Origin of the sequence: Desulfosporosinus nitroreducens, from assembly GCF_023897015.1 — a bacterium.
Taxonomy (GTDB): Bacteria; Bacillota; Desulfitobacteriia; order Desulfitobacteriales; family Desulfitobacteriaceae; genus Desulfosporosinus; species Desulfosporosinus nitroreducens.
In genome coordinates, this window is the sequence record NZ_JAMHFY010000010.1 from 45,583 (window position 1) to 60,994 (window position 15,412).

At 41.6% G+C, this 15,412-nt stretch carries 10 protein-coding genes and 1 riboswitch; of the genes, 7 read left to right on the forward strand and 3 right to left on the reverse strand.

Going from position 1 to position 15,412, the window contains the following annotated elements:
* The first annotated feature begins 100 nt into the window (after positions 1–100).
* Both ilvB and ilvN read left to right on the forward strand, forming a co-directional pair.
* Positions 101–1,801 (forward strand): biosynthetic-type acetolactate synthase large subunit, encoded by a 1,701-nt coding sequence (ilvB, locus tag M8E35_RS12625; protein ID WP_252469484.1) that lies wholly within the window; start codon positions 101–103, stop codon positions 1,799–1,801.
* Complete coding sequence (gene ilvN, locus M8E35_RS12630; protein ID WP_073030902.1) at positions 1,798–2,295, forward strand: acetolactate synthase small subunit; 498 nt, start codon at positions 1,798–1,800, stop codon at positions 2,293–2,295. The genes ilvB and ilvN overlap by 4 nt, the downstream gene beginning before the upstream one ends.
* Positions 2,296–2,520: 225 nt before the next feature.
* Here the strand turns inward: ilvN and M8E35_RS12635 are convergent, their stop codons facing one another.
* Positions 2,521–4,776, reverse strand: a complete 2,256-nt coding sequence (locus M8E35_RS12635; RefSeq protein ID WP_289710820.1) for a cell wall-binding repeat-containing protein — start codon at positions 4,774–4,776, stop codon at positions 2,521–2,523.
* Positions 4,777–5,022: 246 nt separating this feature from the next.
* Entirely contained in the window at positions 5,023–6,837 is a 1,815-nt protein-coding gene (locus M8E35_RS12640) for an MASE3 domain-containing protein (RefSeq protein WP_309446468.1), read from the reverse strand.
* A gap of 237 nt (positions 6,838–7,074) precedes the next feature.
* Positions 7,075–7,251: riboswitch (cobalamin riboswitch) on the forward strand.
* A 466-nt stretch (positions 7,252–7,717) separates the two neighbouring features.
* Between M8E35_RS12640 and M8E35_RS12645 the strand changes: the two genes are divergently transcribed.
* The 3 genes from M8E35_RS12645 (at position 7,718) to M8E35_RS12655 (ending at position 13,080) form a co-directional block, all read left to right on the forward strand.
* Positions 7,718–9,091 (forward strand): UbiD family decarboxylase, encoded by a 1,374-nt coding sequence (locus M8E35_RS12645; protein ID WP_252469486.1) that lies wholly within the window; start codon positions 7,718–7,720, stop codon positions 9,089–9,091.
* 141 nt (positions 9,092–9,232) lie between these two features.
* A complete protein-coding gene (locus M8E35_RS12650; RefSeq protein ID WP_252469487.1) occupies positions 9,233–11,335 on the forward strand; it encodes a hydantoinase/oxoprolinase family protein in 2,103 nt (700 codons plus the stop codon).
* A 2-nt stretch (positions 11,336–11,337) separates the two neighbouring features.
* Positions 11,338–13,080 (forward strand): hydantoinase B/oxoprolinase family protein, encoded by a 1,743-nt coding sequence (locus tag M8E35_RS12655; RefSeq protein ID WP_252469488.1) that lies wholly within the window; start codon positions 11,338–11,340, stop codon positions 13,078–13,080.
* Here M8E35_RS12655 and M8E35_RS12660 read toward each other — a convergent pair.
* The gene (locus M8E35_RS12660) at positions 13,068–13,913 is read right to left on the reverse strand and encodes a site-2 protease family protein (RefSeq protein WP_252469489.1); all 846 of its coding nucleotides are present in this window, start codon (positions 13,911–13,913) and stop codon (positions 13,068–13,070) included. The genes M8E35_RS12655 and M8E35_RS12660 overlap by 13 nt on opposite strands.
* A 291-nt stretch (positions 13,914–14,204) precedes the next feature.
* Between M8E35_RS12660 and M8E35_RS12665 the strand changes: the two genes are divergently transcribed.
* Together M8E35_RS12665 and M8E35_RS26515 are read left to right on the forward strand one after the other, a co-directional pair.
* Complete coding sequence (locus tag M8E35_RS12665) at positions 14,205–14,492, forward strand: hypothetical protein (RefSeq protein ID WP_252469490.1); 288 nt, start codon at positions 14,205–14,207, stop codon at positions 14,490–14,492.
* Positions 14,493–14,857: 365 nt separating this feature from the next.
* A complete protein-coding gene (locus tag M8E35_RS26515; protein WP_282434015.1) occupies positions 14,858–14,992 on the forward strand; it encodes a hypothetical protein in 135 nt (44 codons plus the stop codon).
* Positions 14,993–15,412: the final 420 nt, after the last annotated feature.

The following is a 15,412-nucleotide window of genomic DNA, read 5'->3' on the forward strand; positions in this document are numbered from 1 at the left end:
GGGTCTCACGATTGGATGAATGGATAGTTTGGTCAAACCGTTCAAAAGTAACGATTATTTGATAGATTTGTTATGGGAAAAGAAAGTGAGGGTTACTGATTTGATAATGACAGGAGCAGAGGCAATTATAGAATCCCTAAAAAATGAAAACGTTGATGTGGTGTTCGGCTATCCCGGAGGGGCAGTGCTGACGCTTTATGATGCTTTGTACCAAGCCGACTTTAGGCATATACTCACTAAACATGAGCAAGGATCGGTCCATGCGGCTGACGGTTATGCAAGGGCTACTGGTAAAGTCGGAGTTGTTATCGCAACCTCCGGACCGGGGGCAACAAATCTCATAACAGGAATTGCCACAGCCTACATGGATTCTATTCCTTTAGTGGCTATTACGGGTCAAGTTTCAGTTCCTCTGATTGGTAGAGATTCCTTTCAAGAAGCAGATATTCGGGGCATCACAACCCCTATTACTAAACACAATTATTTGGTAAAGAAGGTTGAGGATTTACCAGGGGCACTTAAAGAAGCCTTTCATATTGCACGAACAGGAAGACCGGGCCCCGTGGTTGTTGATATTGCTAAAGATGTCTTTGCAGCTTCTTTTGATTACCAATATCCCAATGTGGTTAAGTTGCGTGGCTATCGCCCTGTGTGTGAAGGCGATTCTGAAATGATCGATAAGGTCTTTGCTGAAATGAAGTTAGCACGGAAGCCTCTAATTTTTGTTGGAGGCGGGGTCAATCTATCTGATTCATCTGAGGAGTTAAAAGCTTTAATCGAACAGAGCGGGTTTCCGGTTATTTCAACATTGATGGGCTTAGGATGTGTACCCAATGAACACCCTCAATTCTTAGGCATGGTTGGAATGCATGGAACTTATGCAGCGAATATGGCTACAACGGAATGTGATTTGCTTATTGGAATTGGGGTTCGTTTTGATGACAGAGTGACTGGGCTTCTGAGTGAGTTTGCTGCGAAAGCCAAAATTGTCCATTTTGACATCGATCCAGCCGAAATCAATAAAAACGTTTTAGCACACTTGCGCGTAGTCGGGGATATGAGATGGTCAATTCCAGCCCTGTCTCAACGAGTTAAGAATGTCTCTGCCGAGCTAACAGAGCAAGCTCGACCTTGGCTGGAGAAAGTGCGTAACTGGCATCAAGAAAAGCCTTTGACCTATGAACAAGGCCCAGATGTTGTTATGCCGCAAGCAGTTGTCGAAAAGGTTAGTCAGTTGACTCAAGGTGATGCTGTAATTGTTACTGACGTAGGCCAACACCAGATGTGGGTTGCACAATTCTACGGCTTTAAAAATCCCCGCTCATTGCTCACGTCAGGCGGGCTTGGGACAATGGGCTATGGTCTGCCGGCTGCTTTAGGTGCACAATGTGGTTTGCCGGATAGACCAGTTATCCTCTTCGTCGGTGATGGCGGAATCATGATGAATTGTCAGGAGTTAGCAGCTGTTGCAGAGTATAATTTCCCGGTTAAAGTCCTTATCTTTAATAATCAGTGTTTAGGAATGGTTGCTCAATGGCAGAGAATGTTTTACGGTGGACGCTATTCTCATACGAGTTTAAAAGGGTCAACGACTGATTTTGTTAAATTGGCTGAAGCGATGGGTGTAGCTGGTCTGAGAGTGACTAAGCCTGAGGAGCTGGAAAAAGTTCTGGAACAAGCGTTGGCGATTCCTGGTCCGGTGGTCGTGGACATTCGGATCCCGGAAGTGTTAGATGTATTGCCTATGGTTCCGGCAGGTGCATGTCTAGATCAGATGATGATGGGAGGAGTAGAGGAATGAAGCATACACTTGCTGTATTAGTAGAAAATAAACCGGGAGTTTTAACCCATATTTCCGGACTTATTAGCCGAAGAGCTTTTAATATTGAAAGTATCGCGGCTGGTTACACTGAAGAACCCGATACCACCAGGATTACGATTGTGGTTGAGGGGAATGAAATCGAACAGGAACAAGTTGTTAATCAGTTGTCAAAATTAATAGATGTTATAAAAATCAGTGATCTTACTGCAGTAGAGTCAATTCAACGAGAATTAGCCTTGATTAAGGTCAAGGCAAGTGCTGCTACACGTTCAGATATCATTAATATAGTGGAGATTTTTCGAGCAAGTATTGTCGATGTTAACAGGGAAACAATGGTTATCGAACTTTCAGGGGATGAAACAAAGATTGATGCCCTCTGCCAAGTATTAGAGGATGATCATGGCATAATTGAAATAGTCCGCACTGGTAAAATTGCCCTTTCACGAGGGCCTGTCCCGGCAAAAGATCAGTAAGAAATGCGGTGCATTGAAGCAGAAGATCTATGGAGTAAACCCAACCTGATAGTCATAAAATAAGCGCTTACTCATGAAGAATAAAAAGAACGTGGTGTTACGCAGGTTAATGCGAGACACCACGTTCTTTTTATAAGGACATATACGAAATTGGGAAGCTTTCGTCACCGAAGCCTCGATGCGGAAAATTTGGTTGAACGAGTTAAACGACAAAATGTTAACGGCTTAAGCTTCAGGCAGGGGGTTTTTATAATAGTTATAGATACCAATAAAGATGGCGCCGGCAACATTCTTTTGGAAGGTCGGATTTTGTAACCTTGCCTCTTCATAAGGATTGGATATGAAGGCTGTTTCAAGCAAGATTGAAGGTATAGTTGTATTGCGTAGAACATAAAAACCTGATTGTTTCGGTCCGCGGTTGTTTGTTTTGATAGTGTCGATGACAGCAGATTGAATGCTAACTGCAAGATGTTGACTCTCATATTGCTTTGGATTATCTTCAGAATAATAGGTTGAAGTCCCTTGAACATTCGTGTTAAGACTCGCATCATTATGAATGCTTATAAATAAGTCTGCTTTCGATTTATTGGCCAAATCTACTCGACCTTGGAGGTCCTCGACTTCTGAGTAGGTTGTGTTTGTACAGAGGGAGACATCCTTATCTCGAGTAAATATAACGGTTGCACCAGCCTGTTTTAATGTATCGTTTAAGGCCAGGGCTATAGCTAAGGTGTTGTTTTTTTCGTAAGTTGGTGTTGGGCCGCTTGCTCCCTTATCCGGTCCGCCGTGTCCAGGGTCAATCATAATAGTTTTACCCGACAATGCGTTAGCGGGGATTCCCTCAAAAGGATTGATGAGAACTTCCTTTGAAGGATCATAGGTTGTGACAGGGGGAGGATTTTCAATGGGATTATCGGCAGGAGGTGTGATGTCATCATCCCCTCTTGAGGGATCAGTTGGTTGTTTGATTTCTGAGGGGAGAGAAGGGAAGGTTTTAAGATTGTCCGTATATTTCGATGAAACTTTTCCTTCAATAATAGTTTGAGCGTAGGAGCTAATAATACCGGTTCCACCTAAAATGTAAACTTGGCCATTGACACTTAAATTTATGGGTGCAGAAGGTGTAGCAGGTGTAGTAGGTTTTTCAGCGTTTGTCGTTGAAAGTGTTACATAATCAGCAGAAATCCATCCTGTTTTAGATTGATAGGTTGTCTTGTACCATTGACCTTGTTGATCAATAAGCTCAACGGATGTATCTTTCGGTATGGTGACAAGCATGCTTCCGCTGGAAGAGGGCGTGTCTCTAAGGTTTAAGCCACCTGAGGCGCTGATGACTCCCATTTTCGATGTTACGGTTAGATAATCAGCAGAAACCCAACCCGTTTTCGATTGATAAGTTGTTTTATACCATTGGTCCTGCTTTTCGATCAAGTCGATGGTCGCCTCTGCTGGAATGGTGATAAGCACGTTCCCAGTGGAGGAGGGAGTCTCTCTAAGGTTTAAGCCCCCAGAAGCAGTGACTTTTCCTTGATTTAGAGAACTATTAGTACCGTTGCTTGAGTTTGAGTCCTGGGTTGGGGGTTCAACTTTCATATGTTCGCGCATGATGCTATAAACCGCGGGTGGAATATCGTCTTTTTCTGTAAGTAAAAGGGGTGCATTAGACTTTGAAGCAAGAACGGTTCCGGCCACAGCGTCTGGAAATGTGATGCCAGATGCTAAGAAAAGGTCATTGGACTGATAGGTATCTTTCATAAACGAAACGACTTTGGCGTTTGTCTCGTAACGATCGTAGCCACCTAAACGGGTTTCAATAGTGAAGTTATTCTTGGTTAATTCTTTAGTAGGAACAACGACTTCGCCTCCAATAACAAACAAGTGCTTAGGTGCAGTTTCTTGATAGTATTGAATGACAGAAGCAGGAAGAGTGGTTGATGTAAGGATGATAGGGATCTGCTTTATACCAGCAAAAGTTGCAGCTGATAAAGCATCAGGGAAATTATCACCATTGGCAAGAATCATAGAATCACTAAATAATTCTTTGGCAAGAAGAACCGACGTTTCATAACGATCTATTCCCCCAATTCGATCCCATTGCAGTGACAGACCTTCAAGTTCCTTTTCAATTGCAGGCTGTAAACAAGCAGTACCTCCCAGAAGAATGACTTTATCCGGCGATAATCGTTGCAGTTCTTTGACAACGCGTGGGTCAATCGAGTCTCCTTTAGTAAGTAAGATGGGTGCATTTAAGTTTACGGCAAAAGGGGTTGCTGCGATAGAATCTGGATAGTCGTTGTATTCACATAAAATAACCGTTAGAGCTGAGTCCCATCCTTTTTGAGATATTTTAAGAGCAGTTTCAACTCTGTCTTGTCCGGCAATACGTTCAGTTGAGAAAGCCAAGGGGCTTGCTTGGGTTATAAAAGGCGTGCATAAGGCAAATGCAAGCGAAGTTATGACAGATAAAATGAGCTTTTTCAGAAGGTCCACCCTTTCTTTTATGAAGTTATGTAGATTATACCATAAAAACCAACAGCATTTGCTGAATTTAGCTCTAGTTCATCATAAATAGGACTAAAGACCTTGAAAATTTTAAAGGACAGTACAAGCGGGTTTCAACCCCCTTTTCTACTGTCCCTTAAAAAAAGCCATAAGTTTTTGGCAAAAATCATTAAATTAATATGATAGCGGTCAATCTATCTGGAAAATAATGTACCTATTATCGCCTTACAGTACTGTTTTAAATCGGACAAAAAATGTTGTTCCAGCAGAGCTACTATTGACATCTATGCTTGCGTTATTTCTTTCTGCAATGCTATAACATGTTGCTAACCCTAATCCTGTCCCTTGTTCCTTTGTGGTAAAGAAAGGAGTCCCGATTTTATCGAGAATTTCTGGTTCTATTCCTGGACCTTCATCTTTAATAGCCAGGACGGTTTCATCACCATCTGTAAAAGTTCGGATTGTAACTTGTCCCCCATTTTGCATGGCTTCAATTCCGTTTCTTACTAAGTTAATAATCACTTGATGAATTTCGTTTCTGTCAATTTCTAGATCAGTGACAGGCAGCTTCTCCCAAAGAATACTATGATCGGCATTTAAGGCATCTGCTTGAAGTAACGGAAAAAGGTCATCAATAATCTTATTTAAGTTATAAGCTTGGACATTGGATGGCTTATTACTAGACAAGGAAAGAAAGTCTGTGATAATTGAATTAGCACGATCTAGTTCTTCGATCATCATAGAAAAATAGTCCTGATACTTAATACACTCTTTTTTTTCACTTAGTATTTGAAGGAAACCCCTAACTGTGGTCATAGGGTTTCGTACCTCATGTCCTATACCTGCCGCCATTTGACCAATAAGATTCAGTCTGTCGAGTCGGAGCAGTTCGTTTTCATTGCGTACTTGATCCGTTATGTCGATCATAACAATCAGTAAACAGGGTTCTTCTTGGAGCATGATTTTTTGTGTAGAGAACAATCCTTCTCGTAATACTCCGTTCTTGGTTTGAAACAGATATTTATGATTTGTGAGCACTCCATTTTCTGATATCAGTTCAATTCTGCTTTTATTCATAACATTGATGGGAAATAAGTTAAAATCCTTAGCGTTTTTACCAATTATATCCTCCCTGGCATAGCCTGTTGTTTGAAGCCACATATCATTGACATCAATGAACTGACCCTCCTCGATCGTTAGAATAGACTTTGAGACTGGGCTATACCTAAAAACTTTATGGAATCGTTCACCAGAAAGCTGAAGCTCCTTGTAAGGGAATACAATATAACCGACGAAGACTGCTTGTAGAAAAAAGTAGTAATAAACTATTTTTAAAACATGGCCAAGTACATTATAGAAATTTGTAATGTTTGTAAAGACGGTGAAACATAATTCAGCAGGAACAGCTACAAGAATTGCAAGCAGCAAATATTTTTTTGTTACCATATCCTCTTGAAGGTAACCCTTTGATAACCTGTAAAGAAACCAAATAAACATAGATATTATAATATATTCAATTGCGATCTTTAAGGGCGTTACGCCTTCGGGTGTAAGTAATGTTGGAAATGTATCAGGGGTATATAAAAACACGAACCCTATGAAAAAAGAGAGAAAAAGTGTGAAAGCGAGTCCTTTATATCGGCTTATTGATCTACCAATTGAAGTTGTACTTAAAATTAAAAAGAGTGCTTCAAAAAATCTACCTGCTAGCCAATACTTAGCAGATAGATCGTAATAACCAAGAGGATAGAATCCAAGACCTTGCCAGTAAAAGGTATGCAAGACATCGAGAATTGCAACCCCTAAAAAACCAAATCCTAGTATTAAATTTATTTTTTGAATTTTACTGATAAACCAAATTGCAAGAAAAGAAGAAAATGCGATTAAAATACAGAAAATCTCCAAAACCGTGTGAATTACAGCAAAGGATGATGCCCATGCTGGTGTAATGATAAATGAAATGAATAAAGAGAAAACGAGTATAGATATAAGTCTTTGCAAAGTAGTTTGATCTATAAACTTCGAGACGATGGTTGGCAATATTCTTCATCCTTTCAGGTAAAAAAGTTAAAATACTTGTACATAATTCTGCCTTTTGTGAAATTTTCCTCTATTCTTATATGTATACTATTCGATTACTTTACAACAGTTATTACATCTATAAACAAGCATCGACATTAATATATTAATTTAACAAAAAATTTTGTTGATTAGCAGGAAATAAAGATCAGACGTCGAAACATTTAAATGCTAGCCACCCGAAGGATTGCCTCGGGTTGGTCAATAACTATTACAGGTGCCCCTATGGGGAGAATAGGGAATCAGGGATTAATCCTGAGCGGACCCACCACTGTGAAAAGGGAGTCCCGTACACTGGCCACTGGCTTCGGCTGGGAAGGCGTACGGTGATGATGAGCTTTGAGCCAGAAGACCTGCCTGTAATATGAGATAAGCCTGTTTTGACAGGCTTTGGTGGACGATGGTAAAGCCCCCAGTCTAAGTGACTGTGGGCTTTTTCTATTGTCTTTCTTATTTATTGAGCTTTCTTTTTTTATAAGCACTGCAAAGATTAGAACTAGTTTTTCAAGTTAAGTATCGGAGGTGTTATCGATTCAGACCACAGATCATCAGATGTCCGGTAAGCTTGCATTATTTACTGAAGTGCAGAGTCTTAAATTTTTGGAGACGTCAGAACCGACTCTTCAAGGGATTAATTTGCGAGTTGAACAAGGGGAATTCATTTTAATAATCGGGCATTACGGCAGGGGTTAGTATTATAGGTGGAACGATCATGACTAAATTAATTGTTGATGGATTGCGTAAAAGTGGGGTCTTGTGAAAGTAAGGGGACATTTTGGAAGTTAGGACAGTATTTGACTTGCGCATAGTTATCATGACTTATTTTAGGGAGGCGTAAATATTGGAGCAGGATTTGAGGTCGTTTATTGAACGAGTTAAGCAGCAAAATCCCTTGGAGGTTGTTCATGTCAAAGAAGAGATTGACCCGATGTATGAAATTAGTACCTTGATTATGGAATTAGAGAAGGCCCGACGTTATCCGTTAACAATTTTTGAGAATGTTAAAGGGCATGATATTTCGGTTGTGACAAATGTTTTAGCTCCTCGCGAGCGTTTGGCTTTAGCGATGGATGTTCATCCTAACGATCTGGCTGCTGAATTTTCTAAGCGAATTAATCAGCGGATTGAACCAGTGGAGGTGGATGAAGCTCCGTTTCGAGAGAATGCTTTTGTAGGCGCAGAGGTTGATTTGTATAAACTGCCTATCTTGACGCACTTTCCTATTGATGCTGGACCCTACATTACTGCGGGATTGGTCATTGCCAAAGATCCCTTGACGGGTGCAGATACGGCAGGTTATCACCGGATGCAGCTTAAAGGGAAGGATAAATTGGGGATTAGTCTCCACTCTCGCCAACGCTTATGGGAGTATTTTCGCCGCTCAGAAGAACTGGGAAAATCGCTGGAAGCGACTATTGTCCTGGGTATTCATCCGAATATTTCTATGGGGTCGATGGCCTTAATTCCCTACGATCTTGGTAAATTCGCAGCCATGGGGGGGTTATTCGGGGCTCCTCTGGAGGTTGCTCGCTGTAAGACCGTAGATCTGATGGTTCCGGCCTATGCTGAGGTGGTCATTGAAGGGGAAATTGTAGCAGGAGAACGAGAATCCGAAGGTCCCTTTGCAGAGTTCACTAATTATGCGTGTTATCGCAGTACAGAAAACGTGTTTAAAGTTAAGGGGATTCAATACCGTACAAAACCCCTGTTTCAGGACATTACACCCGGTATGAGTTCGGAACATATTACGATTGTGGGAGTGCAACGTGAGGGGGATGTACTAAATGCCTTGAATAGAACCCTTCCAAATGTTAAGGGTGTTCATGCGCCAATCTCTGCTTGTGGATTATTTCACTGTTATATTTCTATGAAGAAGATTGCAGAGGGGCAGGCTCAGCAAGCTATCTTTACTGCTTTTTCAGTGGACCATAATCTTAAAATGGTGGTCGTGGTGGATGAAGACGTAGATGTCTTCGATGAACGACAGGTTCTATGGGCCATGGCAACCCGACTTCAAGCTGACAGGGGTGTGACTATCATACCTCAGCATATGGGTATGGGTTGTACTCTTGATCCCTCAAGTGATAACTTAAGTCGCACTGCTAAGATGGGGATTGATGCAACTAAGCCTCTTGAAGGGTTTGCCCCTACAGTAGAAATGTCGGCTGAGGTGCAACAGAAGATTCGGCGTTTCATGGGGAATTTCGGATTATAAAAAGAAAGTATAAATTTGGGTGTTGCATTAATATGGTACAGCGCATTGTTAATAAGGATTTATTCAATCATTTATGAGAGAGGGATATTGACAGTTTCACCCTAATAATAAGCTTTAAGTTATTGAAAGAAGAGGGATACCATGTTCGAAATTGCAGTTGACGTAGGCGGAACTTTTGCCGATTTTATTGTTCGAGATCGACAGGGAGGTGTCTTTACTGTAAAGGTCCCTTCTAGTCATGAAAATCCGATGGAACCAATTGTTCGGGGTTTGACTGAGTTGGCGCAGCGGTTTGACTTATCTATAGAAGAATTTCTTGGGCTAACGGATAAATTCATTCATGGAACCACGGTTGGGATTAACGCCTTGCTTCAGGGGCAGGGAGCAAAAACTGCTCTAATAACGACGGAGGGGTTTCGAGATGCTTTAGAATTGCGGCGTTCTCGTTTGGCAGAGCAATGGGATTTTCGCGTTGCTCTGCCTCCAGTTTTAGTTCCCCGTCATCTGCGTATTGGCTTGCGGGAACGAATGGATTACCAGGGAGTATCGATCAAGACAGCAGATAGAGCACAAATAAAGGAAATTGCCGAGTTTTTGCGTCAAGAAGGAGTAGAATCTGTGGCAGTTTGTTTGCTCTTTGCTTGTCGTAATCCAGAGCATGAATTAGTTTTTAAAGAGCATTTGCAAGCGTTTTTACCTGAAGTTTTCGTTACACTTTCATCCGAACTCTCTTCACAACTGGGAGAATACGAACGGACCACGACGACGGTGTTAAATGCACGTTTAAGCCCTGTCTTGAGTACCTATTTACAAGATCTAAGGTCTTATTTGCGTGATAAGGGTCTTCAAGTACCCATTTTAATTGCCCAAAATAATGGTGGTCTAACTGATCTGATACAAGCTAGTAAGCGAGCCGTGCACACTCTTTTTTCCGGTCCGGCTGGAGGAGTAAAGGGAGGGTGGGCTCTGGCCCGTGAACAGGAATTTTCTGAATTAGTGGTGGGAGATATGGGAGGGACCAGCTTTGATGTTTCCTTAATCAGGCAAGGTAAAATGGAGGTGACTCCTCAGGCGGAGATCGCTGGATACCCTGTCCAACTTCCGATGTTAGATATCCATACTGTTGGGGCAGGCGGGGGAAGTATTGCTTGGTTGGACAAGGGCGGAATGCTTCGGGTTGGTCCTCATTCAGCAGGTGCTAATCCGGGGCCGGCTTGTTACGGACTAGGAGGTCAAGAGCCAACGATTACGGATGCAGCTTTAATCATGGGGTTACTGGATGGTTCGAATTTTTTAGGCGGACGCATGCCATTGGACATAGAATTAGCCTGTGAGGCTGTTGAAAAGAAGGTTGCTCACCCATTAGGTTTATCTGTTCCAGAAGCAGCCTATGCTATTTATCAAGTCGCACTTTCATTAATGGCAGATGCGGTGTATTTAATGACTGTTAAAAAGGGGTATGATCCTCGTTCCTTTGTTTTAGCGGCTGTTGGTGGAGCGTTGCCTCTGTTTGCGACTGCCTTAGCTGAGAGAGTTGGGATACAACAAGTTGTGGTTCCGGAACTGGCGCCTGTTTTTTGTGCTCAAGGATTGCATCACGCTCGTTTTCAGCTTGAAGTCTTGCGCAGCCTTTATGAAGTGTTAGGCGAAGTGCCTAGCCCAAGTTGGAACCAAGTCATACTAGAGTTGCAATCTCAGGCGAATCAAGAGTTGTCTCGGTTAGGGGTGTGTGCAGATCAACGCGAATATGTTTGGTCGGCTGATTTAAAGTACCCGGACCAACATCATGAAATAAACGTTGACATCCAAGGGGATGTAACAGGCCAAGAGGTTTGGCTACAGTTAGATACGGGGTTTCATGAAGCTCACCAGAGACTATATGGTTATAGTCAGCCAGAGAAGTCTCTGATACTGGTTAATCTTCGGTTGCTGGCTCAGGAGAAGGAGAGATCACTTCAGAGCAGATTAGGTCTAAGAGCTGGTTGGGGCAACACTAAGGATATTCAAATATATGAAAAGAGTACAACCTTATCAAAAACAAATGAAGTACACTCAGTCTATTTGCAGGGAGCTTTTCAGGATGTTAAGATTTTCGGTTGGCAAGATTTAGAGATGGGAATGCATTTGCAGGGCCCCGCTTTAATAATAAAAGAGTTTACAACGATTTTAATAGAACAAAATTGGCAGGCTGAACTTGATCAGGTGAGAAATTTAATTATTAAGATAGGAAAGGATGGACGTTAACTATGAATGCCAAGTTGGATGAAGTTATTGAACGGGCAGTGATTGCTAACCGTTTGGATACGATTACTAAAGAAATGGGCTATGCCTTAGAGCGGTCGTCTCGTTCACCTATCTTTGCGGAGGCCTGTGATTTTGCCTGTGGCATATGTAACGGGGATGGAGATTTGGTATCTCAGATTAATGGCATACCGATTTTAGCTGCCGCTGGCACGTTTAGCATTAAAGAAGTGATTCGTAAATACTCGGGGCAAGTTGAAGAGGGAGATGTCTTTATCATCAATGATCCTTATCAAGGAGGAAACCATCTCCCGGATATTGGTATTATCACCCCGTTAGTTGTGGAGGGAGAGGTCCTTTTCTACTGTGTCAGCAGGGCCCATCACGGAGATATCGGAGGATCTGTTGCTGGTAGTTATAACGCCAAAGCAACTGAGATTTTTCAGGAGGGACTGCGCATTCCGCCGATTAAACTTGTAAGCAAAGGGCAGGTCTTTAATGAGGTTATGGATCTGATCACTCAAAATGTCAGAAATCCGCACATGCTTCAAAATGATTTATGGGCCCAAATAGGTGCTAACAAGATTGGAGTTGTTCGTTTAAAAGAGTTGCTCTATAACTACTCTCCGCCTAGGATAAAAGGGGCAGTGGGATATCTTCTGGATCATGCCGAAAGACTCACGCGTCAAGCAATAAAGGATATGCCAGATGGGGATTACATGGGTGAAGAGTGGGTGGATGATGATGGCTTTCAAACAAATCCGATTAAAGTCAAGGTGACAGTTAAGATTAGAGGAGAGGAAATGATGCTGGATTTTGAGGGCACTGATCCTCAAGTCAAAGGCTTTGTCAACTCAGCATTGGTAACAAGTACTACTGCTGCTTGGATTGGTGCGCTTTGGGCGCTTGGTCCTGATATTCCTCGAAATAGTGGAGCTTTTCGAGCGATTAAGGTTCTTTTACCTGAGGGCAGTTTAGTTAATCCTCATGATCCAGCGCCAGTAACGTTAAGTACACTGACTCCGGCAAGTGAAATTATTAGTGCTATATTCCAAGCATTAGACTCCGTAGCAGGTGAGCGATTGCCTGCTGGTTTTGGACGTTATTGCGGTCCATCGTTTTATGGAATCGACCCTCGCAATCAAGAATTTTATGTGGGATTTGCTTTTTGTGCCTTGGGTTCAGGTGGGGGAATAGCGGGAAGGGATGGTTATCCATATATGGCTCCATTGTCGAACTATGGAGGAGTTCGTGCACCAAACATAGAAGCCAATGAAATCCAATACCCGCATTTAACCTTGTGCCATGAAATCGAAATCGATAGCGCAGGAGCTGGCATGTGGCGCGGGGGACCAGGAATTCGTTATAGCATACAGTTTAATGGTGAACCCACAAATATTGTGATGTTTGGGGATGGGATGAAGGTTCCTCCGTTTGGTACAGCTTCAGGGCAAGCTGGAAGTTTAAACCGTGTTGAATTGGCAACATTAGACGGAGAAAAAATTTCTCTGACGAGTAAAGAAAGTGCGCGTTTGTTGCCGAAGGGGACAGTACTCACAGTAGTTTCCTCAGGCGGCGGAGGGTGGGGAGATCCTTGGCTGAGAGCCCCAGAGAGTGTATGGCAAGATTTCTTAAATGGAGTTATTTCTGCGAGCAAGGCCAAGCAGGATTATGGAGTCGTCCTATTCAAGGAGGGTGTGGATTGGGCAGCAACTGCTGAGCTTCGGTCAGTGGGTTATCGGATGTAAAGTGAGTCCGTAAATGTCTTAGAGATATCTAACGAATACATCATTAAAAAAGCTAAAACAGCGATCAGCATAAGATAGGAGAACCCAATCTTTAACCTGAAACTGGGCGCCACGCTCAAATATTGAGCAGTCACTGATTTTTGCCGATACATGGTGATTACTTCGTAAACCCCAAAGAATAAGATAATCAGCAGTATATAGGCATGCAGTTTCCAAATGAGAAAGAGAGCCATAACTAGTCCTATCAACCAAATAAAGGGGGAAATCGCCTTTGAAATTCTACCCCCGTCTAAGGAGCCGAAGGGGAGTAGATTAAAGAGATTTATGAAAGCGCTAAGATAGGCTAATCCTGCCCAATAGGGATTACTCGTTAGCAAGTAGAGTCCTAAACAAACAAACGTGATAAACGTCCCGGCTGTTGGACCGCCTATGGCTGATATTGCCTCTTCCCGGACACTTTTGGGTATACTTTTCATTTTTATGAAAGCACCAAGAAAAGGAATGAAAGTAGGAGCAGATACATCTATCCCAAGCCTTTTACTCGTTATGTAATGACCCATCTCGTGAACGAAAATGACAACAACAAATCCCACAGCAAATAACCAACCATATATTTGAGCATATAGAATGACTGTCAATCCCATACTTATAAAGGTTCCTGCAAATTTAGACGCCTTTAACAGCGTAAAGAGGAGCTTGGCAATTACAGCAAGTTTACTAAAATTTAGCAGGCCCAAGAGAGCAGTGACAACGATACTAAAGATGGTTTTGGTATTTCTCTTTGTTGGTTTTTCTACGTAATTGTCATCACGTCTGTTTTCGTCGTGAAGCATATAATAGTCTCCCCCCTCATTATCTAATTTTCTTGTTTAATTTGATCGTCATTGGCGGTAATTTTGGGCTTATCGGAAGCCCCCATGCTCCGGGAGTTGGAAGTGGTTAAAAATTTTGTTATTATATAATTAATTATGTCAGCTCGACCAGTATAACGTGTTATGATAGATAGCCTAACTTAGCTTAGCATAGAAACCTGAGATATTGAAAGACATGGTTGTTACTGTTAGCAACTAGATTTTTCAAAATCACCTTAGGAATCGAGTTGTAAAATGAAAGGTGGTTGTTAAATGTTCAAAATTACTGAAGATTGCATTCAAAAGAAGACTTTTACTGAGTACTTCAGCTCAGAGGCCAAAAAGGGGACTGAGGAATTTGAACAGCTTATTAAAAAGTTTGAATCTGAACCGCAGTATATATTCCGTATGCGAGACCACGATCAAGAAGTCTACTACATCGGATATTCAGATGATTGTACTCGCAAGAGTGGATTTGATCCTCTCGATATGTATGGAGAGTACTACGGGTGTATTGATATCCAATATATAAATGCGAATGGTGAGTATGAAAGACTATAAGTAATTGAACAAATAAATTCCCCAATTAAAATTTTGTGCAGAGCATGAATAAATCGAGGAATTTATTTGTTATTTTGTAGAAAACAAATAAAATATTGTGACAGAGAAATTAGTTTATAATTTGTTAATAAATTGTTTATATATATTCAAGATAATTAGTTTAAAATATGAGTATAGGACTTCCTTAAAAGGGGGAGTTGTTCCAACGAGTCTGGTATCAAGGCCTGATCCATGACGGCAGTTGGATATCTGAGCGGTAAGTCTAGACGTGGACGTTACCGCTCAGTGGTACATGCTGTTGCTCAAAGTTTATTAAACACTTCGTTACCGTCTTAATTATGGTTAATTGAAAGGGAGGGGCTCGTATGGAAGGATTAGATTTTTTGCTAACTGCCATCTGTTTTTCAGTTTTAGGGTATGGATTATGCTATATGACTCTTTCGGTTAATCATAAATCTGAAACTCAAAATGTCAAACCGGAAAATTCATTGCAAAGATGAGAATGATCTGTTCAGAAGAGACTTGATAGATGAATGATCAATAGACTTGAATCTAAGAGGACTTAACAAAATATACTGGTGCCTATAGGCTGGACAAAAGAGTGTTTAGCCTGTAGGTGCTTTTTTGATATAGTCAGTTTATTTATGTCCCATGGCGCACTATTTACGCGCAAATTTCCAATCACAGGTTTTAGTTGCGGATAAATTGCTTACTATTAATTTGAAAATATCTTGAAGCTCTATGCTATAATTTTAACGGAACAACATTCATTATTGGTGATAGCTTGAGTCAGACGGGAGGAATCTAATCTAATGATGTCTGTAAAGGGTATTGCCAAAACTGGGTTGTAAGGCTATATTCAGTATTGTATTGAAGCATAATACTGAATGGTTACAAATTTAGAATATGAGGGATTATAA